This window comes from Aquibium sp. ELW1220, assembly GCF_030398385.1.
Lineage (GTDB): Bacteria > Pseudomonadota > Alphaproteobacteria > Rhizobiales > Rhizobiaceae > Aquibium.
In genome coordinates this window covers 26,100-48,437 of the sequence record NZ_JAOAOQ010000007.1, presented here as the reverse complement: position 1 = coordinate 48,437, position 22,338 = coordinate 26,100, and the positions used below count along the sequence as shown (strand labels likewise).

The window sequence follows — 22,338 nt, the reverse complement described above, 5'->3', positions numbered from 1 at the left end:
ACGCCGCCTCGCGTTCCGCCGCCGTGCCATCGTTGAAGCCTTGCCACATCCGCGGCCGCAGGCAAAACCGCAAGTCAGGCCGGGGCATGTGCTGCAGCCTCGGCCGCCGCCACGACCCGTTTCACCTCGACGAAACTGTCCGGGCTGACCGAGATCGAACTGATGCCGCAGTCGACGAGGAAGGCGGCGAAATCCGGATGGTCGCTCGGCGCCTGCCCGCACAGCCCGATCTTGGCGCCGGCCTTCCGCGCAGCCGCGATGACGCTCGAAATCATCCACTTCACCGCCGGATCCCGCTCGTCGAAGAGGTCGGCGAGTTCGCCCGAATCCCGGTCGACGCCGAGCGTCAGCTGCGTCAGGTCGTTGGAGCCGATCGAAAACCCGTCGAAGCGTCTGGCGAACTCCGCCGCCAGCACGACGTTGGACGGGATCTCGCACATGACGTAGACCTCCAGTCCGTTCTCGCCGCGCGTCAGTCCGTTCTCGGCCATGACCTCCAGCACCTTGTCGGCCTCGACCGTCGATCGGCAGAACGGGATCATGACGACCACGTTGGCAAATCCCATCTCCTCGCGCAGCCGCCTGATCGCCCGGCATTCGAGCGCGAATCCCTCCCGGTAGCGCGGCGAGTAGTAGCGCGCCGCGCCGCGGAAACCGATCATCGGATTCTCCTCGGCCGGCTCGAACTGCGCGCCGCCGAGAAGCCCGGCATATTCGTTGGTCTTGAAATCGCTCATCCGCACGATGACCGGGCGGGGATGCAGTGCCGCGGCGATGCGGGCGAGCCCGCGCGACAGCCGGTCGACGAAATACTCCGTCTTGTCGGGATATGCCGCCGTCAGCCGCTCGATCTCCGCCCGGGCCGTCTCGTCGCGCAGCGCGTCGAAACGAACCAGCGCCATCGGGTGGACCCGGATGTGGTTGGAGACGACGAATTCCATCCGCGCCAGCCCGACGCCATCGGCCGGCAGCCGCCACCAGCGGAAGGCCGCCGCCGGATTGGCGAGGTTGAGCATCAGCTTGGTCCGGGTCTCCGGCAGGTCGTCGATGCGGATCGTCTCGGCAGTGATCTCGGCCGTTCCCTCCAGCACGAACCCTTCGTCGCCTTCCGCGCAGGACACGGTGACTTCCTGCTCGTCATGCAGCACCTGCGTGGCATTGCCGGTGCCGACGATCGCAGGCAGGCCGAGTTCGCGGCTGACGATGGCGGCGTGCGAGGTGCGCCCGCCATGATCGGTGACGATCGCCGCCGCCCGCTTCATGATCGGCACCCAGTCGGGATCGGTCGTCCCCGTCACCAGCACCGAGCCGTCGACGAAGCGGTCGATGTCGCGCGCATTCTCGATGATGCAGACGCGGCCGGCGACCGCCGCGCTGCCGATCGCCAGCCCCCTGGCAAGCGTCCTGCCCTTTCCCGTCAGGCTGTAGGATTTCAGCGACCCGGCGCCGGCGCGCGACTGCACCGTTTCCGGCCGCGCCTGGACGATGAAGAGGTCGCCGGTCTCGCCGTCGCGGGCCCACTCCATGTCCATCGGGCAGCCGTAATGCGCCTCGATCGTCACCGCCCAGCGTGCAAGCTGCAGGATTTCCTCGTCCGACAGGACGAAGCGCGCGCGCTCGGCCTTCGACGTCGGCACGTTGCGGGTCGGCTGCGCGCCGTCGCCGTAGATCATCTTCTTTTTCTTCTCGCCCAGCGTCTTGTGGACGATCGGTTTCAGCGCCGGATCGGAAAGCAGCGGCTTGAACACCTGGTACTCGTCGGGATCGACCGCGCCCTGCACGACGTTCTCGCCGAGACCCCAGGCCGCATCGATCACCACCACGTCCGGAAAGCCCGTCTCCGTGTCGATCGAGAACATGACGCCCGCCCCGCCGAGGTCGGAGCGCACCATCTGCTGCACCCCCACCGACAGCGCCACGGCCATATGGTCGAAGCCCTTGGCGATGCGGTAGCTGATCGCCCGGTCGGTGAACAGCGAGGCATAGCAGCGCCGGCAGGCGTCAAGCAGCGCGTCGGGTCCGCGGATGTTGAGGAAGGTTTCCTGCTGGCCCGCGAAGCTCGCGTCCGGCAGGTCCTCGGCGGTGGCGCTCGAGCGCACCGCGACGTCCACCGCCGGCTTGCCGGTGCGGATGCAGAGCGCCTCGTAGGCCGCGCGGATCGCTACCTCCGTCTCCTGCGGCCAGTCGCCCGACAGGATCAGCGCACGCACCGCCTGACCGGTATCCGCAAGCGTCGCCCTCCCGCCCGCAAGGTCGGCCAGCCGCCCACGAACCGTTGCCTCGAAACCATTGGCGGCGATGAATTCGCGATAGGCCTGCGCCGTGGTGGCGAAGCCCGGCGGCACGCGGATGCCCGCAGGCACAAGCGTTGCGATCATCTCGCCGAGCGAGGCGTTCTTGCCGCCGACGCGGCCGACGTCGCCGCGTCCGATCGTCTCGAAGGTCACGACCGGCGCTTCGCGTGCTGCAGTGTCCAAGCTCATGAAATCCTCCCGGGGCGCGTTGCCGATGCCCCGAGACAAGCCCAGGCGGCGGCACGAGGCATTGATTCCCGTCAAGTGCCGCTAACCCCGCACGCCTTTGACCCGGATCAAGGTGGCGGCACCCCGCCTTGCCTACCAGAGGACGAACGGGCGCCACGGCACGCAGCATCGCGACCGCCGCCCGAGGAAACGGAGAACGACCATGAAGGCCGGAGACATCATGACGGCGGGCGCCGCCACCATCGGCGCCGAGGCGAGCGTGGCCGATGCGGCGAAGATGATGGTGCAGCATCGCGTGAGCGGCCTTCCGGTCGTCGACGCCGACGGCAGGCTGATCGGCATGGTCAGCGAGCGGGATCTGCTGCGCCGGGCGGAACTCGGCACCGAAAAGCACCGGCCGCGCTGGTTCGACCTGTGGGTGACGCCCGGCGACGCCGCCGACGACTACGTCCATGCCCACGGCCGCACCGTCCGCGACGTGATGAGCCCGAAGGCCGTTTCGGTCTCGGCCGAGACGCAGCTGGAGGACGTGGTCTTGATCATGGAGAAGCGCGGCTTCAAGCGGCTGCCCGTCCTGCGCGACGGCCGGATCGTCGGCATCATCAGCCGCGCCAACTTCCTGGTGGCGCTGACGCACCGGCTCTCCGACGGGCCCGCGCCCGCCGCCGACGACATCGCCGTGCGGCGCACGATCCTGGACGAGATCGAGGACCAGACCTGGAGCGGCCTTGCCATGGTCGACGTCGAGGTTGTCGCCGGCCATGTCCATCTGCGCGGCACGGTCACCGACGATCGCGTCCGTCGTGCCGTCGTGGTGGCCGCCGAAACCGCGGCGGGAGCGCGGCCGGTGACCGACAGCCTGACGGTTGTGCCCTTCACGCCCGCCGGCGTGTGAGGATTTCCGGCGCCTGTGTGCAGGCAGCCCCTGCAAGACAAGCGCCGGCGCCCTCCCACCGCAGCTTTGCGGGGAGGCACGGCGGGGCGGCCGGTGGGCAAGACGTTTGATGCGGCGCGAGGCCGGCGACGGTAAACGTCACGACGTGTCGGGTGCCGGCAGTGCTTCGGCCGGACAGCCGTCGGCGCATGCGTGCCCGCACGGCGCCATCGGCGCGCAGGCCTTCCGGGCGGTGGCGCGGGTGGCAAAGCGCGCCCGGCGCCTCGCCTGGGCCAGGTAGGCGCGCAGGATTCGCGCCAGCTTGCGGAAATCGGCGGCGAGCCGCGCGGCGCGGTCTTGCGGCTGCGACGAGGCGACCAGGGCAGCCGCGCCGGTCGGCAGGCCGGTGAGGTAGCGTCGCGCCACCGACTCGGCATGCGCGAGGCCCCCGAGCACGGGAAGGACCATGGCCAGCGGCCGGCCGGCGACGCGGTCGGCGAGCCCGGCCAAAAGGACGAGCAGCGCCAGGATTTCTTCCAGCACCTCCTCCCTCAAGCCCATCGCCCTGTCCTCCGTTGTTGACGCGCACAGTATCGGCGCGGCGTCGGGGGGTGTGGACAGATTTTTTTCGAAGCGATCGATTTTATCGCGAGTGGGGGCGGATCGCGGCCGCGAACACGACGCGTTCGCGGAATGGGTGGTCGTCACGGCGACGCAATGCCGGGCGGAGAAACGGGAGCACGTCATCGCCCCCACCGTGCCACGCTGGGCCGCGCCCCCGGATCATGGACACAGCACCGAGGCGACGCCGTGTCTGCCCGGAGGCAGCCCACCCCACGCCCCTTATCCCGCAACCGCCTGCCGCAGACGGACCGCGCGCACCGACCGTTTCTGCACGACGACCCATCGTCGCGCGTTCATGGACCCGATTGCCCAAGACCCCTTCCCTTCGCGCTTGACAGCGCCCGCGACCGCCCACTATATCCGCCCAGCCTCGGCGCAAGCCGGCGCGGCGCCCCGCCTCGCGGCGTCGCTTCGAAGGGGCGGAGTAGCTCAGTTGGTTAGAGCAGAGGAATCATAATCCTTGTGTCGGGGGTTCGAATCCCTCCTCCGCTACCATTCCTCTCTTCGTTGCCTGATAAGGCTTCACCGTTGCCCCGGTCCTTCCTCCGCAGTCGCGCCTGAACTGCATGAATTGGCGGATGGCCAGCCAGACCTGATTGCTTTCGACGTCCTTGGCCGCAGCAAGCAGGCAGCCCTTTTCTCTGCGCCGTCTTCTCTGCGCCGCCTTGCCTCGGCCCATGGAGAGCCGGCGGGCTGGACGGCATTCACGATCGGGTTGCGCTGGAGCCGAGATCAGTGATCTTGCGCAAGGCCGATGTCGGCGACAACAGGTGCATCTTCCCCTCCTGACACCGCCAAAGCCGCCGCGCTTTCCCGTCTCGCCGCGGTCCTGCGCGGCACCATGCTCATCAGCAAGACGGCGCTTCGCAGCCGCTTCAATCTCGTTTCACGAGCCATTGCAGGGTGGCGGTTCGTTTCACGGGACCGTTGCCGCGAGCCCAGCCGGCACGCTGGTTGCCTGCATGTTTTCCGACCAGTCGAAAGAGAAAGCGCTCGATCCCGCCGGTCACGGCCCTGGTCTGCCCTCTCCAGAAGAGCAACCAACGCTCCCCTTTCACGAACCGGAGCCCGGCCATCAAGCCGGGGAACTTCTCACTCCTGCCTGAGTTATGTTGCATTGCAGCATGAACGTGCGGCGAACAGCCGTCGGATGATGCTGATCCTGATGGGTGCCGGCGGCGACTGCCTGCACTTCGATGTCGGCGCGTTCGCAGCAAGGCTCCCGACCACGACCCCATGAACAGCCACGAAGGATACCCCATGACTCTCCGCCAGACAATTCAGGCAGCCCCGGGCAGGACGTCCGAGCTGATCACGAAGCTTGCTGCGACGTCGAACCAGGCGTTGAAGACCCGTGAGAGCCTGTTCGCGCAGCTCAGCGACGAGCTCACCCGCTATGTCGAACTCGAAGAGCAGCATTTCCTGCCGCTCCTTCGAAAGCACTCCGAAACCAAGGATCTCGCCGCCGATGCCCTGAAGGGGAACAAGGATCTGCGGGCTTCCTTGAAGAAGCTCTCCGATATGCCGAAGGACCAGGATGAGTTTCTCGCGGAGCTCGACGGGCTGAACAAGAGCTTCCAGCAGCACGTTCGAAACGAGCGCAAGGAGCTTCTCCCCGCCGTTCTCAAGGCCTTCAATGATGAAGAAGCAGGTGCCTTGGCAGCCAACATCGAAGGCGCCGTTGCGGAGGCCGACAAGGCAAAGCGCGACGAGAAGCGTGAAGAGGCCGCGCTCGCCAGGCGCCAGGTCGAGAAGGCCGAGAAGGCGGCCGCTGCCGAACGTGCAGCAGTCCGCGCTCAGAAGGCGGCGCAGCGCACGTCCCGCGAGGCGACCGAGAAAGCCGTCGCCACAATGGCACGGGGTACTGCCTCGGTGCAGGACGGGGCTCGCCAGGTGACGGAAAACATCACGCAGCGGACCGAGCAGATCGCATCGGACACGCACGATGCGATGAACGTCTACAGCCAGTCTTCGCAGAAGATCCTGGAGGCGGCGAGTTCCGCGAAGGCGGTGTCCGAAATCTACTCCGTCTGGCTGGAGTGGCTCGGCAGCGCCGCGCGCATCAACGCCGAAGCCTCGCAGGGGCTCATACAGTGCCGGAGCCTTCAACACGTCGCGGAACTCCAGAAGGAGTTCGCTGCAAACGCGATGCGGAACTGGGTGGAGGGAAACGTAAAAGTCCTCGACATCGCGCAGCGCAACTCCAAGCAGGCGTTGGGTCGGCTGGATGGTCGACTGGGCAAAGCGGTGACGCGGTCCGGGTTTCCCGGAGGCGGTCTGGCGTAAGTCAGGCGACCATATCGAAATCGTGCGTGGTGGCATAGGAACTGGCCTTGGCCCCATCCGGGAGGATATGCCCGATGGGGCAGAAGAGGCGCTGATGGTTGAACCTGTCGGCCCTGCGAAGGCACCGGATCGGCCTGCGCGAGACCTCACGCCTCGCAAGACCATCGCCGGCTTCACGGCGGCCGATCCTCTCGCAACCGTCGCTGGCAAAACCCGGGACCGGGGGGCGCGCGTACTGGCTCGATGAAGATCGCGACCTTCAACATCAACGGCATCAACGGGCGGCTCGACAATCTGCTCGACTGGCTTGCGACAGCCCAGCCCGACATCGTCTGCCTGCAGGAACTGAAGGCGCCGCAGGACGCGTTCCCCCAAGAGGCAATCGCTTCCGCCGGCTATGCTGCGTCCTGGGTAGGGCAGAAAAGCTGGAACGGGGTCGCCATCCTCTCGCGCATCGGTGAGCCGGTGGTCACACGCCGCAGCCTTCCCGGCGATCCGGCCGATGCCCAGGCCCGGTACATCGAGGCGGCGGTCGCGGGTATCCTGGTCGCCTCGATCTATGCGCCGAACGGCAATCCCCAGCCGGGGGCAAAGTTTGCCTACAAGCTCGCCTGGCTGGAACGACTGAGGAAGCACGCCACGGCACTGCGCAGACACGGCGTGCCGATCGTGCTCGCCGGCGACTACAATGTCGCGCCGACGGATCTCGACATCTACCCGACCTCATCCTGGAACGACGATGCGCTGATCCACCCCGAAAGCCGTGCCGCCTACCGCAGGCTCGTCGGCCGCAGTTGGCTCGACGCGCTGCGCCATCTCCACCCACGCGGACGTGTCTACACATTCTGGCACTACAAGCGCATGCGCTGGCAGCGCGACGCCGGCCTCAGGCTCGACCATCTCCTGCTGAACCGTGAACTCGCGGACAGGCTCGTCGAAGCCGGAGTCGATCGCGAGGTTCGGGGTCGGGAAGGTGCCAGCGATCATGCGCCGGTGTGGGTGAGGCTGAGGAAAATCTGATCAGCCAAGGCCCGTTGCACGATTTCTCGATCTGCAGTGCGGATCCATGTACCCGCACTGTCCGGCTGGACCCTACCGCAACTTGCAGACGTTGCTTACCGTGACAAGCAGGCTTCAGCTGATTCTGAGCGCCATCTTTCACGCACCATCTTGGCGGCGAAAATGGCAAGCCGGGCGGGTTTGACATCAACCACGGCTGCAGTGCCCTTGGACCCGGCTTCATGATCATGCGCGGTGCCGATGGACAAGGAGGCGATTGCTTCCGGCCTCGTTATCGCCGACGACACTCCGGTCTGACATGCAACGTTCCCGCAAGCTTCCGCATTGTGGGCGTGCTATGGTGGTATCGGCTCGTCGCATTGCGCTGGTCCGCCAGCGCATCGCCTGCCGGGTCCCGGCCAGGCGCGGCCCCACCTCCCTCGGCGGCGCATCCTCGTCCTTTCGCACGCGGTGCGCTTCGCCCTCATCTGGAGAATTCGAATGCTGTTGCCCAAGGGTACGATCGTCGCCGTCGCAGACGGCGAGAAACTGAACCTGTTCCGCAATGCCGGTGACGAGGCGGCCATGAAGCTCGAGGCGGTGCCGCACGAGGCCATCGCCGACGATCCGGGGACCAGCACCGGACGGCACACGAGCGCGGCCAATCCCGATCACGGGCAGTCCGGGGAGGATCAGTTCTCCGCCGGCATCGTCCAGCACCTCAACCAGCAGGCGCTCGGCGGCAAGATCGAGAACCTGGTCATCGTCGCCGCACCGCGTGCGCTGGGCGAGATGCGCAAGCACTATCACAAGGCGCTGTCGGCGGTCCTGCTGCACGAGATCGCCAAGGATCTGACCGGGCACTCTCTGGCCGACGTCGAGAAGGCGCTTTCGGCCGGCTGACGGCAGCGGCGACCCGTTGCAGCCCGCCCGCCCGGTGAGCGACCTTCGGCCCGGCTCCGGCAACCCCGAGCCGGTATTGCGCCGGTCGATCGGTCCGTTCCAGCTCACGCTCTACGGCCTCGGCAGCATGCTGGGCTCGGGCATCTACGGATTGATCGGCCAGGCGGCCGGGCTGGCCGGAAACGCGGTGTGGCTGGCTTTCCTCGTCGCCATGGTGGCGGCACTGCTGACGGCGCTGTCATACGCCTCGCTCGGATCGCGCTATCCGCGGGCCGGCGGGGCGGCCTTCGTCACCGAGCGCGCCTATGGCATGCCGCTCCTCAGCTTCGTGGTCGGGCTTGCCGTCGTCGCCTCCGGACTGACGTCGATCGCGACGCAGTCCCAGGTCTTCGCCGTCAACCTCGCTTCGATCGCCGGGCTCGCCGCTTTGCCCGCCTGGACGATCGCCATCGGCTTCCTGATGGTCCTGACGGGACTGGTCGTGCGCGGCATCCGGGAATCGATGTGGGTCAACGTCGTCTGCACGGTGATCGAGGCGGGCGGGTTGCTCCTCGTGATCGCCGTCGGCATCCCCTACTGGGGCTCCGTCGATCTCCTCCAGACCCCCGGTTCCCCGAACGGGGACGTGCTGATCGTGCTGGTCTTCCAGGGCGCTGTGCTGACCTTCTTCGCCTTCATCGGCTTCGAAGACATCCTGAACGTCGCCGAGGAATGCCGCGACCCGCAGCGGACGATCCCGGTCGCGCTGGTCACCGCCATGGTCGTCGGCGCCTCCATCTACGTCGCCGTCGCCGTCAGCTCCGTGTCCGTCGTGCCGTGGCAGGAACTCGCCGCCGCGCCGGGTCCGCTGACGGAGGTCATGCGCCGGGCGGCTCCGTCGATACCTGTCGCGGTGTTCGCCGGCATCACCCTGTTTGCGGTCGCCAATACCGCTCTCGTCAACTACGTCACCAGTTCGCGGATGGTCTATGGCATGGCGCGCCAGGGCCTTCTGCCTGCAGCAATGGGCAGGATCGGCGCGCGGACCCGAACGCCCGGTCTGGCGATCCTCGTCCTTTTCCTCCTGCTCGTCCCGCTCGCCTTCTTCGGCAGCATCGCCGAACTCGCCTCAGCGTCGGTCCTGATGCTGCTGGTCGTCTTCGCGGTCGTGAACGGTGCCCTGCTGATCCTCCAGGGGCGCGTCGGCGAGCCGAAGGGCGGCTTCGAAGTGCCGCGCTTCGTTCCGGCGCTCGGGACGGTCATCTGCCTCGTGCTGATCGCCGTCAGGCTGGCCGGCGGAGACTGGAAGGCTCCTGCTCTGGCGGGAGGCTTGCTCGCCGGGATGATCGCGTTCCATGTCGTGCGGACCCGGATTGCACGTTGCGCAGCCTGATCCGGCCGGGGGGCGGAGGCGTAGCGCTGCTTGCGGCCGCGGCGATGAGGTCACCCGACCGTCAAGGTCGAACGCCCGCTCGCCAGCAGCCGTGCCATCGCGTCCGTGATGGCGTGCTCGTCATAGGGCTTGGGGAAGAAGCGGCTACCGTCGGGAAGGCTGCTTTCCTCGAGGATGGCTGCCCCGGAGGCGACGATCAGCTTCACGGGCGGCCACCGGTCCCGGATGTAGTGGGAGAGCTTGATGCCGTCCATCGTGCCGGGCATCTGGACGTCGGTGAACACCAGGTCGATGTCGGACCGTGCCTCCAGGATGCGGATGGCTTCGTCCGCGTCGCATGCCTCGAGGACTTCGTAGCCTGCGGCCAGGACCAGATCGACGGCGCCCATGCGGATGATCGTGTTGTCTTCGACCACCAGGACGACGGCCTTGTCTTTTTTCATGAGAGACTCGAGATGTGTGAGACGGGACCGCGTCGACGCCGTTCGGTATAGCGGCGGGGCGGCGATTTGGTTCCTAGGCGGCTTTCGAAACGTCGGTCGGCAGACCCGCGCCCTGTCGGTGGCTGATCGTCACGGCGGTGCCGGGGCCTGCATCGCCCAAGCGGATTTCGCCCTGCAGGTTCCGGGCGAGCGCCTCGACGATGCCGGTGCCGAGCCCGGCCTTGGGGGCATCGGTCCCCAGGGGCATGCCGATGCCGTCGTCGGTGATCGACAGCGTCCAGTCCTTGCCCGACGATCGATACGCGATCACGATCGTTCCCATCCGGTCGTCGGGAAAGGCGTGCTTGAGGGCATTGATGACGAGTTCCGTCACGATCAGCCCCAGACTGACGGAGAAGTCCGGCTCGACGACGCTGTCGTCCACCTCGACCGCGATGGACAGCCGGTTCGGGTCGGAGATCATCGAAGCGCCGAGGCTCTGGCAGAGCTGCGTGAAGTAGGCACGCAGTTCGACGCGGCCGCCGCTGGAGGTGGAGAGCTGGCGCTGCAGCGCCGCGATCGACATCACCCGGTGATGGGCGTTGTGCAGGTGGCCGCGCGCTTCGACCGACTGGACCCGGCGGGCGCTCTGCATCAGGACGCTGGCGATGATCTGCAGGCTGTTGGCGACCCGGTGCTGCACCTCCTGCAGCAGGATCGCCTTGTCGCGGATGAGATCGTCCTTCAGCCGGGTCTCGGCGCGCGCGTCGGTCACGTCCGTCACGGCAAGCAGGAGGCGGATGCGATCCAGGTCGCCGTCGTCGAGCGTGCGGGCGTTGACGACGAGGTTCCGCGTCTCGCGGCCCGGCCGCACGAGGTCGATCTCGTAGGCTTCGATCCGCGCGCTGCCCGATGCCGTCGCCCGCAGCAGCGAGGCGAGCCTGGGCATGTCCCATTCGCCGGCACCGATCTCGCACAGACGTCTGCCGGTGACCGTCGAGGGATCGACTTCGAAGGCGCGGCAGAACGAAGCGCTAGCCGCAACCACGTTCTGATCCTCCGACAGCAGGAGCAACGGCTCGTTGGACGAGACCACCACGGCGAGTGTGCTCGCGGCCTCATAGTGCATGGTGGAAGTCTTTGGCACGGAATGGCCCTCGAGGGCCGGAGACCCGCGGAGCGGGTCATTACTCGGCAACATGGCGAGCAGCCGGACAAGGCGGGCTCGACGAAGGCAGTCTATCACGACCAGCCCCTGCCGGTCCCATCTAAAGTTGCGAAAGGCCCTCCTGCGCCAAACTGAAGGCCCGGAGAAAGATCATGAGCCTTGCCGCAGACGCGCTCGCACGGACGCCATTCGCGTCCTATGCGAGGAACCCCGGGATCTCGCCCGACACGATGGTCAGGCTGTGCTCGCGGCCGTCCAGCGGCACGCGGGCGGCGGCATCGGAGGGCGGCAGGGTCACGCCGTCGAGGACTGCCGACCAGCTGCGCGAGGTCCGTCGACCCGAATTGTCCACCCGGATGTCGCAGCGCGTTCCGTCGATGCGCAGCGTGGCCTCGAAGCCCGGCCATGCCGTGGGGAGGCACGGATCGACGACGAGCACGTCACCCTCGCGGCGAATGCCAAGGATACCCTCGATGCCGGCCCGGTACATCCAGGCGGCGGAGCCGGTGTACCAGGTCCAGCCGCCGCGACCGACATGCGGCGCCACGGAGTAGACGTCGGCGGCGACGACATAGGGCTCGACCTTGTAGCGGTCCGTCGCCGCGGGCGTGCCGGCATGGTTGATCGGATTGAGCAGCGAGAACAGCTCGTGCGCCTTGTCGCCCGAACCGGATCTGGCGAAGGCGAGGATCGCCCACATGGCGGCATGGCTGTACTGGCCGCCGTTCTCGCGCAGGCCCGGCGGGTAGCCCTTGATGTAGCCGGGATCGCGCGGCGTCTGGTCGAAGGGCGGCGTGAACAGCAGGGCCATGGCGTCGTCGCGGCGGATGAGGTGCCTGTCGAGCGACGCCATCGCGGTTGCAGCCCGCGCCGGGTCGGCGGCGCCGGACAGGACGGCCCAGGACTGGGCGATGGAATCGATCCGGCATTCCTCGCTTTCGGTCGAGCCGAGCCAGGTGCCGTCGTCGAACGTCGCGCGGCGGTACCACTCGCCGTCCCACGCCTGCGCCTCGATCGCCTGCCGCAGCGCGGTGGCATGCGTCCGCCAGCGGTCCGCACGCTGCGGGTCCCGCCCATCTGCCAGCGGTGCGAACAGGTCGATGGCGCTCGCGAGCAGCCAGCCCAGCCAGACGCTCTCGCCCTTGCCGCCCTCGCCGACGCGGTTCATGCCGTCGTTCCAGTCGCCGGTGCCCATGAGGGGCAGGCCGAGGCGGCCGGTGAGGTCCAGGCACTGGTCGAGACCGCGGGCGCAGTGCTCGAACAGCGAACCTGCTTCGGCCGACTGCGCGGGATGAAAGAACGCGTCGTGCTCGTGGGGTCCCAGGTGCGGACCGTCGAGGAACGGCACGCTTTCGTCGAGGATCGCGGCATCGCCCGAAGCCTTCACGTAGGTCGCCGCCGCGTAGGCCAGCCAGACGCGGTCGTCCGAGATTCGCGTGCGCACCCCCTGCCCCGACTGCGGCAGCCACCAATGCTGCACGTCGCCCTCGACGAACTGCCGGCCCGCCGCGCGCAGGAGATGGCTGCGGGTCTCTTGCGGCCGCGCGAGGCTCAGCGCCATGCCGTCCTGGAGCTGGTCGCGGAAGCCATAGGCGCCGCTCGACTGGTAGAAGGCCGAGCGCGCCCAGATCCGGCAGGCGAGCGTCTGGTAGAGCAGCCAGCCGTTGAGCATGATGTCGGTGGCGCGGTCGGGCGTCTTCACCTGGACCGCCTGCAGAACGCCCGTCCAGTGATCCGTCACCTCCCGGAATACGGCGTCGAGATCGGCCGCGCGATAGCGGGCGACCAGCGCCTGGGCTTCCTCCTGCGTGGCGCACTGCCCGAAGAAGCAGACGATCTCCGCCGTTTCGCCCGCGGCGATCTCGATCACCTGCTGCAGGGCCGCGCAAGGGTCGAGGCCGGCGCCGGTCCTGCCGGACAACCGGCCTTCGCCGGTGAGCGCGCGCGGCGCCGAGGGATGGCCGTAGCGGCCGAGGAACTCTGTCCGGTCGCCGGTCCATGCGGACTGACGCCCGCCGAGATCGGCGAACGCGGTGCGGTCGGGCGACGCGATGCTCCAGGGATTGCACGCCAAAATCGCGCCCGTATCCGGATCGATCTGCGTCACCAGGAACGGCGCCGTGGCGCTGCGCGCGACACCGAGCACGAGTTCGGCAAAGCTCGTGACGGAAAGGCGGCGGGTCCGCCCGGAGCGGTTATCGATGGTCAGGCGCGAGACCTTGATCGGGTCGGAGAGCGGCACGTATTGCAGGAGATCGAGGGCGATGCCGTTCGCCTCGTGCTGGAAGCGGCTGTAGCCGAAGCCGTGGCGCGCCACGTAGGTGCCGCCGTCGCGGATCGGCTGCGCCGTCGGGCTCCAGAACTCGCGCGTCTCCTCGTCGCGGACATAGAAGACCTCCCCGCCCGGGTCGACCACCGGGTCGTTCGACCACGGCGTCAGCTGGTTCTCGCGGCTGTTCTGCGCCCAGGTGTAGCCGCTTCCCTCGGCCGAGACCTGGAAGCCGAAGCCGGGATTGGCGACGACGTTGATCCAGGGCGCGGGCGTGGTCGCGGCGCCTTCCAGGATCGTGACGTATTCGCGGCCGTCCTCGTCGAAGCCGCCGAGGCCGTTGAAGAACTCGAGCGCCGGCGCAGGTACCGCGACCGTCCTGGACTTCGGCGGGACCGGCTTGTGCGGCACCTGGACCGGCGGGCGGTCGTCGGCGTGGGCGCGCATCTGGTCGAGCTGCCCGGCGATCGCGCCGCGGCGGGCCGAGTAGGTGACGCGGGCGATCGAGCGGAGCAGGCCCAACGCCTCCGCGCTCATCAGGTCCGCGCGCAGCGCGTAGGCCGCGCCCTGCGCGAGCACGGCGCCGAAGCGCGGCCGCGACTGGCTGGTGCGCACGGCGGTCTCGATGGCGACCTGCAGGTCCTGCGTGTAGGAGGACGAGCGCTGGTTGACGATCACCAGGTCGACGGCGAGGCTCTTCATCCGCCAGTACTCGTGCGCGCGCAGCAACTGCCGCACCTGCGCCATGTCCTGCGGGTCGTCGATGTCGAGCAGGACGATCGGCAGGTCGCCCGAGATGCCGAGATGCCAGATGCCGGACTGCGAGCCGGCGCCGCGCAGGATCGCTTCGGCGGGGGAGCGGTGGCGTGCGTCGGCGTAGAGGATCGGCGCAGCAAGCCGCTGGAAGTCCGCCGCCTCGGCGGCGTCGACGTCGAGATGGCGCAGCTGGACCTGCCCCTGCGTCCACGCCAGCGTCCGCGCGCGCTCGAAGGCGCTGCGGTCGTGGTGCTTGTCCATCAGGTCCATCAGTTCGGCCCGCGACGACGCGACGATGGTCCAGTAGGCGATGCGCGCGACCTTTCCGGGCGCGATCCGCACGGTCTGGCGCAGCGCGAAGATGGGATCGAGAACGGTGCCGACCGTATTCGACAGCGCTCCGGGTGCCGCCATCGCCTGGGCCGAGTGGATCGAGCGGCCGCGCCCGATGAAGCGGGCGCGGTCGGTCTCGTATTGCGGATCGGCGACGACCTCGCCTTCGACGACGGCGAGATGGGCCGCCCATACCTGCGGCTCTGCCTCGGAGCGCGGGCGACGCCGGGCGACGAGCGCCCCGAACTCCGCGACATGCTCGGTTTGCACGAACATCTTGGAGAAGGCCGGGTGCGCCATGTCGGAGGCCGGCGGCGCCAGGACGATCTCGGCATAGGACGAGATCTCGACGTCGCGCGCGCGGCGCCCGCCATTGCTCAGGGAGACGCGGCGGACCTCGCAGTCGTCCTCACCGGAGACGAGGACCTCCATGGTGGTCGTCAAGGCGCCGCCGCGGCGGATGAACCGGGCATGGTCCTCGTCGAAGACGACTTCGCGCGTCTCGCCTTCGGCGCACAGCGGCTGGGACCCGGCCGACCAGACATCGCCGCTCTGGAGATCGCGCAGGAACACGTAGGAGCCCCAGTCGTCGCGGGTGGGATCCTCGCGCCAGCGCGTCACGGCGATATCGCGCCAGCGGCTGTAGCCCGCGCCGGCGGCCGTCAGCATCAGAGCATAGCGGCCGTTGGACAGGAGGTGGGTCACCGGCGGTCCTGCGGTGGCGGCGGTGACGCAGCGCGACGCGGGTGCTTCCACATCGGCGGTGGCCGGCGAGACCCTGACCTCCTCGGCCTTCGGATGGCCGGTCACCACGTCGCGCGGCATGCGCTCCTGCAACAGCAGTTCACAGGCCTGGATGATCGGCTCGCGATGGAACCGGGCGCGCATCTCGCCCTCGTGCAGCGTGTTGGCGATGGCGACGATGGTCATGCCCTGGTGGTGGGCCATGGAGGTGCGGACCACGGCGACGTCCCTGTTCTCGGGAAGCCGCGACCGCGTGAAGTCGAGCGCTTCGTAGAAGCCGTAGCGGCCGCCGGCACCCATTTTCGCCATGCGGGCATAGTTCTCGCGCGCGCCGTGGGGGTCGACCATGGTGGCGAGCCCTGTCGCATAGGGCGCGATCACCGCGTTCTGCGACAGGCCGCGCTTCAGGCCGAGGCCCGGAACGCCGAAGTTGGAGTACTGGTAGGTCAGCTCCATGTCGCGGGCGTTGTAGGCCGATTCGGATATCCCCCAGGGAATGCCGAGCGAGCGGGCATAGGACTGCTGGCGCTGCACCACGAGGCGGTTGGTCTGTTCGAGCAGGCTGCCGGCGGGGGCGCGCAGGACGAGCGACGGCATCAGGTATTCGAACATCGAGCCGGACCACGAGATCAGCGCCGAGGCGTTGGCGAGCGGCGTCGCGGCGCGGCCGAGGCGGAACCAGTGCCGGGTCTCCACGTCGCCCTTGGCGATGGCGAAGAGGCTGGCCAGCCGCGCTTCCGAGGCGAGCAGGTCGTAGCAGCTCGGGTCGAGGCTGTCGTCGGCAAGCGAGTAGCCGATCGACAGCAGCTTGCGCTCCGGATCGAGCAGGAAGGCGAAATCCATCGCCATCGCCATCTCGCGGGCATGGCCGGCAAGCCGCTCCAGCCGGACGTCGAGCTCGTCGCCGGCGAGCCGGTCGCGACCATGTGCGGCGATGGTCGTCTTGAAGGTGTCGATCCAGAAGAGGATGTCTGTCGCGTCGTCCTCCGCTTCGGTCGAAACGAGGGCCCGCGCCGTGGCGGCGGCCTTGTCGGCGAGACGCGACAGGACGGGTGACAGGGCCTCGAGCGTCTGCGGACCGGCGATCAGCGCCTCGATCTCGTCGAACGTCCCCGAGAGGAGAGCGGCACGGTGCCCCGGCTCCACGTCGAGCGATCGACGCGCCATGAGGACGGCGTCTGCCATGCCCAGACGGGCGTTCGGCGCGACCGGCCTTCCAATCCACGCCTCGCAGGCGTTGGAAAGCACGATGAGGTGGCCGGCGAGATTGCCGCTGTCGACCGACGAGACGTAGGCGGGTTCGAGGACCCGCAGGTCCTGCGTCGCGTACCAGTTGAAGAAATGCCCCTTGTGCCGCGGCAGCCTGCGCAAGGTGGCAAACGTGGCTTCCAGCCGCTCGACCGTCTCGGCCGTTCCGGCCCAGCCGAAGTCCCGCGCGGCGACGGTGGAGATGAGATAGAGCCCGATGTTGGTGGGCGAGGTCCGGTGGGCCACGACCGGCTTCGGATCCTCCTGGAAGTTGTCCGGGGGCAGCATGTTGTCTTCGGGCGTCACGAAGGTCTCGAAGAAGCGCCAGGTGCTGCGGGCGATCAGGCGCAGGTCGCGCGCATCCGGATCGGTGGCCGAAAGCCGCGTACCCGCCTCAGGTGACCGGCTCGTCCAGAGCGCGAGCGCCGGCGCGGCAAGCCATGCCACCGCGAAGGGCAGGACCAGCAGCCAGGACGACGGCGCGACCAGCGCGGCACCGACGGTCGCCGCCAGACCGAGCAGCGTGCCGGAGGCCATGCGGCGGTAGAAGCCGGCGAGATCGAGCCGCGGGCTCTCCTTCGACTGCGCGGCCGTGGTCCATTCCAGCAGGTGGCCGCGCGTGACGTAGATCCGGGTCAGCGTCCTGACGATGGCATCGCCCATCCGCCAGGCATGGTCCGGCAGGAAGACGATGGACAGGGCGCTCTGCGCGGCAGCGAGCCTGAGGTCCGCGGCAAGCGTCGCCGCGTGGTGGCGCAGATGGATGCCGGTGCGGCGCGGCACGGCGGTGAAGAGGATCGGCAGGAAGGCCGGCGTCGCGATGGCAGCGAGAACGAGCAGGGTTCCGGCCACCGCAGCCGGCAGTGGCATCACCCAGGTGAGCACGAGGGCCAGGAGCGTGGATGGCGCCAGCAGTGATCGCCGCAGGTTGTCCAGCATCTTGCCCCGGCCGATGGAGGGCAGAGCCGACGTACCGCCGCGTCGCGCCGCCACCCAAGGCAGAAGTTGCCAGTCGCCACGCGTCCAGCGGTGCTGGCGCTTGGCGGCGACGTCGTAGCGGGAGGGGAACTCCTCGATGACCTCGACGTCGGACGCGAGGCCGGCGCGGGCGAAGACGCCCTCGAAGAGATCGTGGCTGAGCATGGCGTTCTCGGGCACGCGCCCCGACAGCGAAGCTTCGAAGGCGTCGACGTCGTAGATGCCCTTGCCGGTGTAGGTGCCCTCGCCGAACAGGTCCTGGTACACGTCCGACGCAGCGGCCGCGTAGGGATCGATGCCGCCCGGGGCTGAGAAGACGCGCTGGAAGATGGAGCCTTCCCGGCCGACGGGAAGCGAGGGCGTCACGCGCGGCTGCAGGATGCCGTAGCCGTCGACCACGCGCTGTTGTTCATCGCTGAAGCGCGGGCGGTTGAGCGGATGCGCCATCTTGCCGATCAGGCGGTGCGCGGCATCGCGCGGCAGGCGCGTGTCGGCGTCGAGGGTGATGACGTAGCGCACATCGGCCGGCAGCTGCGGCGGGCTCCCGCCGACCGGCAGGAAGGTGGTTTCGGCCGCACCGCGCAGCAGCCGGTTGAGCTCGTGCAGCTTGCCGCGCTTGCGTTCCCACCCCATCCATTTGCCTTCGGCCGGGTTGAAGACGCGGCGTCGGTGCAGGAGGAAGAAGCGGTCTCCGCCCGCAAGCGGCTCGTGGCGACCGTTGAGGCGGGCGATCGCCTCGGCGGCAATGGCGAGGAGGCGGGCATCGCCCTCCGTCTCCTGGCGATCCGCATCCATACCGTCGGTGAGGAGAGCGAAGGCCAGGTCGCCGCCTACGCCGGACAGGTGATGCACTTCGAGGCGCTCCACCTGCTCCAGGAGGTCGGCTTCGCTGGTGAGGAGCGTCGGAACGGCGACCAGGGTGCGCAGCGACGGCGGAACGCCGTGCTTGAGCGCGAGCCCCGGAAGGATCGTGGCGCCGAAGCTCCAGGTCATTGCACGGTTGACGAGGGTGGTCGCCACCTCGGTCGCTGGCAGGAAGCCGACCAGCGCCGCGAAGAGCAGCCAGAGGCCGTCGAGGCCGGAGCGCGACAGCAGCCACAGCGCGACCGCGAGCAGCAGCGCCGTGACGAACAGGATCGACCCGATATAGCCGCCGATGCCGAGGCGCGTGTTGAAGCGGCTGATCCGCAGCCGGGCGGGCGCCTTGAACCCGATCGCCCGCTCGAGGGCCGGGCGGCCACGGGCGATCAGGTGGAAGCCGGGATCGCCGGCGGGTCCGGCGTCAACCGCGCGGCCCGCCTCGGCCTCAGTCCGGCGCGCGGCGTCGAGCGCTTGGTCCGCGATCTCGAGCTCCGACAAGGCCGAGCCCCGCGCCAGTTGCTCGATCGCCTTGCGGTAGAGGTCCCGCGTGGGGAAATCCATGTCGGCGAAGGCGCTGTGCGCGCGCAGCCGCACATCGACGAGGCTGACGCTCTCGAACATCTCCGCCCAGTCGATGTCGGAGATGAGCCGCATGGAGGTGACGATGTTGCGCACCGTGACGTTGGACGCGCCCTGCCTCTGCTGGGCGTGCTGCACGACGTCCTCGACCGACACGCCCTGAAGCGCCAGACGCTCTTCGAGCCAGCCGAGCGCGGGCGTCGTCGCCGGATCCTGGTTCCTCAACTGCTTGGCCAGATGCGCGGCAAAGACTTCCGACAGCGCTTCGGGCGAACGCGAGGCGATGTCGGTGTCGAGCGCGGTCTTGCCGGAACCCGACAGGAGAAGCTGATCCGACAGGGCCGCCGCATCCGCGCGGTCCGCCCGGCCCACCGTCATCTGGTCGGCGAGCCGGCGCAGGTTCTCGACGAGGACGATGCGCAGCGTGATCGCCACCGCCCACAGCTCGCCGATGGTCAGCGGCTGAACCCGCTGGTAGGCAACGAGGAACTTCCGCAGCTTCTCGCGCTCGAACAGGCTGTCGGTGTGTGCGACGAAGGCCCATGCGATCCCGAGCACCCTCGGATAACCCGCCAGCGGTCCGTCGGCGAGCTTCGGCAGCTGCCGATAGTAGCCCACGGGAAGATCGTCCCTGATCTCGCGGATCTGCTCTTCGACCAGGTGATAGTTGTCCAGCAGCCACTCGGCCGCGGGAACCACCCCCCTGCCGCTTTCCAGCTCGGTCGCGGTCGCCCTGTAGGCCGCGAGCAGGACCGCAGCATTGTCGTCGAGCCTCGTGTGCAGGGACAGGACGGCCGGCGGCCTGTCGGTCACCGACTGCGCGACGGCCAGGCTTTCGGCGTGCTGTTCGAGGCGTTCCTCGCTGAAGAGTTCCTCCCTCACCGGCGCTCCGTCGTTCCACGGCGGTGACGAGAAGCGAAGCCCCAGGAGGCGATGGACAATTGTCAAAGCGTGCCTTTCCAGCCGATGCGACTGCGCCGGAACCGGCGGATTGTCTGGAGGCCTCGTGAGGTGGAGGCCTGGGCCGGGTGCGAGGTGGAGGGTCACTCCGCCCCGGCGATCATGGCGCCGTCAGTGGCGCCACTCGGACGGCGTCGGCAGGTCGCCGGTGACGTCGACATGGGCGGAACTGCTCGCCGGGGGCAACTGCTTCTCGGAGAAGCGCAGCCGCAGGCGCCTTCCGTCGTCGGTGAGGAGATGGAGGTCCACGCGACCGAACACCAGCCGCAGCGCCTCCGGCGGCATGCGCAATTCGCCGCCGCCGGTCACGCCGCCCGGCTTGGTCAGGAAGCCTTCGAAGTCATAATCCGCGCGTGCAAGGATCTCGTCCTCGCATTTCAGGTCGCCTGCCCCCCGAAGGACACCGAGATACTGCATGTGAGCGTTCCTTCCGTTGGGTTACACAGTGACGAAGCGCCTGAGCGCCGTCATCGTTCCGTTGCCGCGAGAAATCGTCGGCGAAACGGCCAGCAGGTCGCCTCGCTGCAGGCGCGCAGGACGGCGATTCACCGGAAATCGGCCGCCGTCAGAACGTACATCGTCCGGCGGGCGCTTCCGTAGAGTTCGCGCGCGACGTCGTGGATCGTCGTGCGCGCAGCGTCGAAGGCGGCAAGGAAGCCGGCTTCGCCGCCGGTCGCGGGCGGAAGCGCGTCGGTCTCGACGAAGAACGGCACCTCGATCATGCCGTCGTGGCCGACGAAGCGGACCCGATGCCGGACGTCGTCGTAGCTGCGGCTGTGGTTCGGAAAGGCAAGCGCCATGACGGTATTCCTCTGTGGAGACGGGTTCGCCTGCTGAACCGGATTCGGTCGCGGACCCGGCAGCGTTTCTGCTGGCTGGTGGCGTAGGGTCGCGTCAGCGTTCTTCCGAAAGCAGGTGCGGACGCGGAGCGGGCGACGCCAGCGCCGCGTCGTATGCGCGTGCCGGTCCACGATGCCCGTTCCGTCGAAGGATTTGTATCTGCGGCCAGGTTTCGACTGCCGCCTGTCTATATATGGTGGTTTCGCCGCCTGATTACAGGAGCGCCTGCGATACAACTGAAACAATCGGCGTGGGCCGGCGGCCACATCTGCGGAGGCTCCCTCCGAAGACGATGTCTCTTGCCCGCTGGCACGCCCGTTTGCGGAATGATGTATGTCAAGGCGCCGCCCCCCGATCGGCGCCAAGGACAAGGTGGCATCACGCGTGGAGACGAACGCGCCAAGCCCGTCGTCCAGAGAAGGCCGCTCATGCATGCCGAAGAACCGCCAGATCGAGTTGACCGCGCAAGCCGGGGATGAGGGCGACGTTTCGTCGGAAAGTGCCGCAAACGCCCTGGTTCGCCCGAAGACCTATGCGCTGGTTTCCCCGCCTGCCGCTCCCCCGTCGCATGCCAGGCCATCGGCATGGCGACGCCGGGCGTGGTGGCTGGGGCTCGTCGCCGCCGCCGCCGGAGGCGGCTGGCTGTTCCTTGCCCAACCCTGGTCGGCCGGCATCCCGACCGTCATCGTCGAGGTCGTGTCCGCCGAGCCGGTGACGCGCGTGCTCGCGGTCAACGGCAGGATCGCCGCCCTTCATTCGGTCGACGTCAAGTCCAACGTCGCCGGCACGCTCGTCGCTCCCCTGGCCGAGGAAGGCGATCTCGTCGAGCAAGGTGCCGTCCTCGCGCGCCTCGACGACACGGCGCAGCAGGCGGCGGTCCGCCAGGCCGAGGCGGCGCTGGATCAGGGGCTCGGCACGCAGCTTCAGGCGCGCGAGGCACTCCTGCGCGCGGAATCGCTCGCCTCGACCATCTCCCGCGTCACGCTCGACGACGCTCGCCGGGCCGTCGAAACGGCGGATCAGGAGGTCGACAGGCTTCGCGCCGTCGTCGATCAGGCGCAGTATCAGCTGACGAGGTACAGCATCGTGGCGCCGATGGCGGGGACGATCCTCACCCGCGGCGCGGAGCCGGGCCAGGTCGTCGACCTCTCGACCCAGCTTTTCTCGCTGGCCGATCTCAGGGAGCTGGTCGTCGAGACCGACATCGACGAATCCTATGCGACCCAGGTGAGGCCCGGCATGCCCGCCCTGCTGCAGCTGACGGGCGATCCGCGCATCCTGCAGGGCGCCGTCAGCTTCGTCGCGCCCATCGTCGACGCCGCGACGGGCGGGCTCGCGGTCAAGATCGCCTTCAGCGAGCCGCAGCAGGCGCCGGTCGGCCTCACCGTGACCGCCAACATCGTCGTCGACAGGCGGGAAGCCGCGCTGTCCGCGCCCCGCAGCTCGATCGACAGGTCGGTGACCGGGCCGGCCGTCTTCGTGCTCGATGGAGGCCAGGCCCGTCACACGCCCGTCGGCATCATCGACTGGCCGGCGGACCGCCTGATCGTGACGGACGGCTTGCGTCCGGGCGACGTGCTCATCGTCGACGCGGCCGACCTCGTCGATGGCCAGGCGGTGAAAGTGGCGGACCGCTAGC

13 protein-coding genes and 1 tRNA gene are annotated in these 22,338 nt (G+C 68.5%); 7 read left to right on the top strand and 7 right to left on the bottom strand.

What is annotated here, in order from left to right; all coding sequences use genetic code 11:
• Positions 1 to 74: 74 nt before the first annotated feature.
• Entirely contained in the window at positions 75 to 2,483 is a 2,409-nt protein-coding gene (ppsA, locus tag N1F91_RS08870) for a phosphoenolpyruvate synthase (RefSeq protein WP_289991534.1), read from the bottom strand.
• 202 nt (positions 2,484 to 2,685) lie between these two features.
• Here ppsA and N1F91_RS08865 point away from each other — a divergent pair, with 202 nt between their 5' ends.
• Positions 2,686 to 3,378 (top strand): CBS domain-containing protein, encoded by a 693-nt coding sequence (locus N1F91_RS08865; RefSeq protein WP_289991533.1) that lies wholly within the window; start codon positions 2,686 to 2,688, stop codon positions 3,376 to 3,378.
• Positions 3,379 to 3,516: 138 nt separating this feature from the next.
• On the opposite strand, the gene N1F91_RS08860 is transcribed toward N1F91_RS08865, so the two are convergent.
• Positions 3,517 to 3,918, bottom strand: coding sequence for a hypothetical protein (locus tag N1F91_RS08860; protein WP_289991532.1), 402 nt, complete (start codon positions 3,916 to 3,918; stop codon positions 3,517 to 3,519).
• A gap of 481 nt (positions 3,919 to 4,399) precedes the next feature.
• On the opposite strand from N1F91_RS08860, the gene N1F91_RS08855 reads away from it, so the two are divergent.
• The 5 genes from N1F91_RS08855 (at position 4,400) to N1F91_RS08835 (ending at position 9,541) form a co-directional block, all read left to right on the top strand.
• A tRNA-Met gene (locus N1F91_RS08855) sits at positions 4,400 to 4,476 on the top strand.
• 765 nt (positions 4,477 to 5,241) lie between these two features.
• Positions 5,242 to 6,267, top strand: a complete 1,026-nt coding sequence (locus N1F91_RS08850) for a hemerythrin domain-containing protein (RefSeq protein ID WP_289991530.1) — start codon at positions 5,242 to 5,244, stop codon at positions 6,265 to 6,267.
• Positions 6,268 to 6,510: 243 nt separating this feature from the next.
• Complete coding sequence (gene xth, locus N1F91_RS08845; protein ID WP_289991529.1) at positions 6,511 to 7,287, top strand: exodeoxyribonuclease III; 777 nt, start codon at positions 6,511 to 6,513, stop codon at positions 7,285 to 7,287.
• A gap of 480 nt (positions 7,288 to 7,767) precedes the next feature.
• On the top strand, positions 7,768 to 8,169 hold the full coding sequence (locus N1F91_RS08840; protein ID WP_289991528.1) for a host attachment protein: 402 nt from the start codon (positions 7,768 to 7,770) through the stop codon (positions 8,167 to 8,169).
• 34 nt (positions 8,170 to 8,203) lie between these two features.
• Entirely contained in the window at positions 8,204 to 9,541 is a 1,338-nt protein-coding gene (locus tag N1F91_RS08835; protein WP_289991527.1) for an APC family permease, read from the top strand.
• A 50-nt stretch (positions 9,542 to 9,591) separates the two neighbouring features.
• Here N1F91_RS08835 and N1F91_RS08830 read toward each other — a convergent pair whose 3' ends face one another.
• The 5 genes from N1F91_RS08830 to N1F91_RS08810 form a co-directional block, all read right to left on the bottom strand.
• A complete protein-coding gene (locus N1F91_RS08830) occupies positions 9,592 to 9,984 on the bottom strand; it encodes a response regulator (protein ID WP_289991526.1) in 393 nt (130 codons plus the stop codon).
• A 73-nt stretch (positions 9,985 to 10,057) separates the two neighbouring features.
• Positions 10,058 to 11,110, bottom strand: a complete 1,053-nt coding sequence (locus N1F91_RS08825) for a histidine kinase dimerization/phosphoacceptor domain -containing protein (protein WP_289991524.1) — start codon at positions 11,108 to 11,110, stop codon at positions 10,058 to 10,060.
• Positions 11,111 to 11,327: 217 nt separating this feature from the next.
• On the bottom strand, positions 11,328 to 19,781 hold the full coding sequence (locus tag N1F91_RS08820; RefSeq protein ID WP_354670534.1) for a glucoamylase family protein: 8,454 nt from the start codon (positions 19,779 to 19,781) through the stop codon (positions 11,328 to 11,330).
• A gap of 189 nt (positions 19,782 to 19,970) precedes the next feature.
• The gene (locus N1F91_RS08815) at positions 19,971 to 20,276 is read right to left on the bottom strand and encodes a hypothetical protein (RefSeq protein WP_289991522.1); all 306 of its coding nucleotides are present in this window, start codon (positions 20,274 to 20,276) and stop codon (positions 19,971 to 19,973) included.
• A 128-nt stretch (positions 20,277 to 20,404) separates the two neighbouring features.
• Positions 20,405 to 20,659: a DUF1488 domain-containing protein gene (locus N1F91_RS08810; RefSeq protein WP_289991521.1), complete on the bottom strand. Its 255-nt coding sequence runs from the start codon at positions 20,657 to 20,659 to the stop codon at positions 20,405 to 20,407.
• Between the two features lie 472 nt (positions 20,660 to 21,131).
• Between N1F91_RS08810 and N1F91_RS08805 the strand changes: the two genes are divergently transcribed.
• Positions 21,132 to 22,337, top strand: a complete 1,206-nt coding sequence (locus tag N1F91_RS08805; protein WP_289991520.1) for an efflux RND transporter periplasmic adaptor subunit — start codon at positions 21,132 to 21,134, stop codon at positions 22,335 to 22,337.
• Position 22,338: the final 1 nt, after the last annotated feature.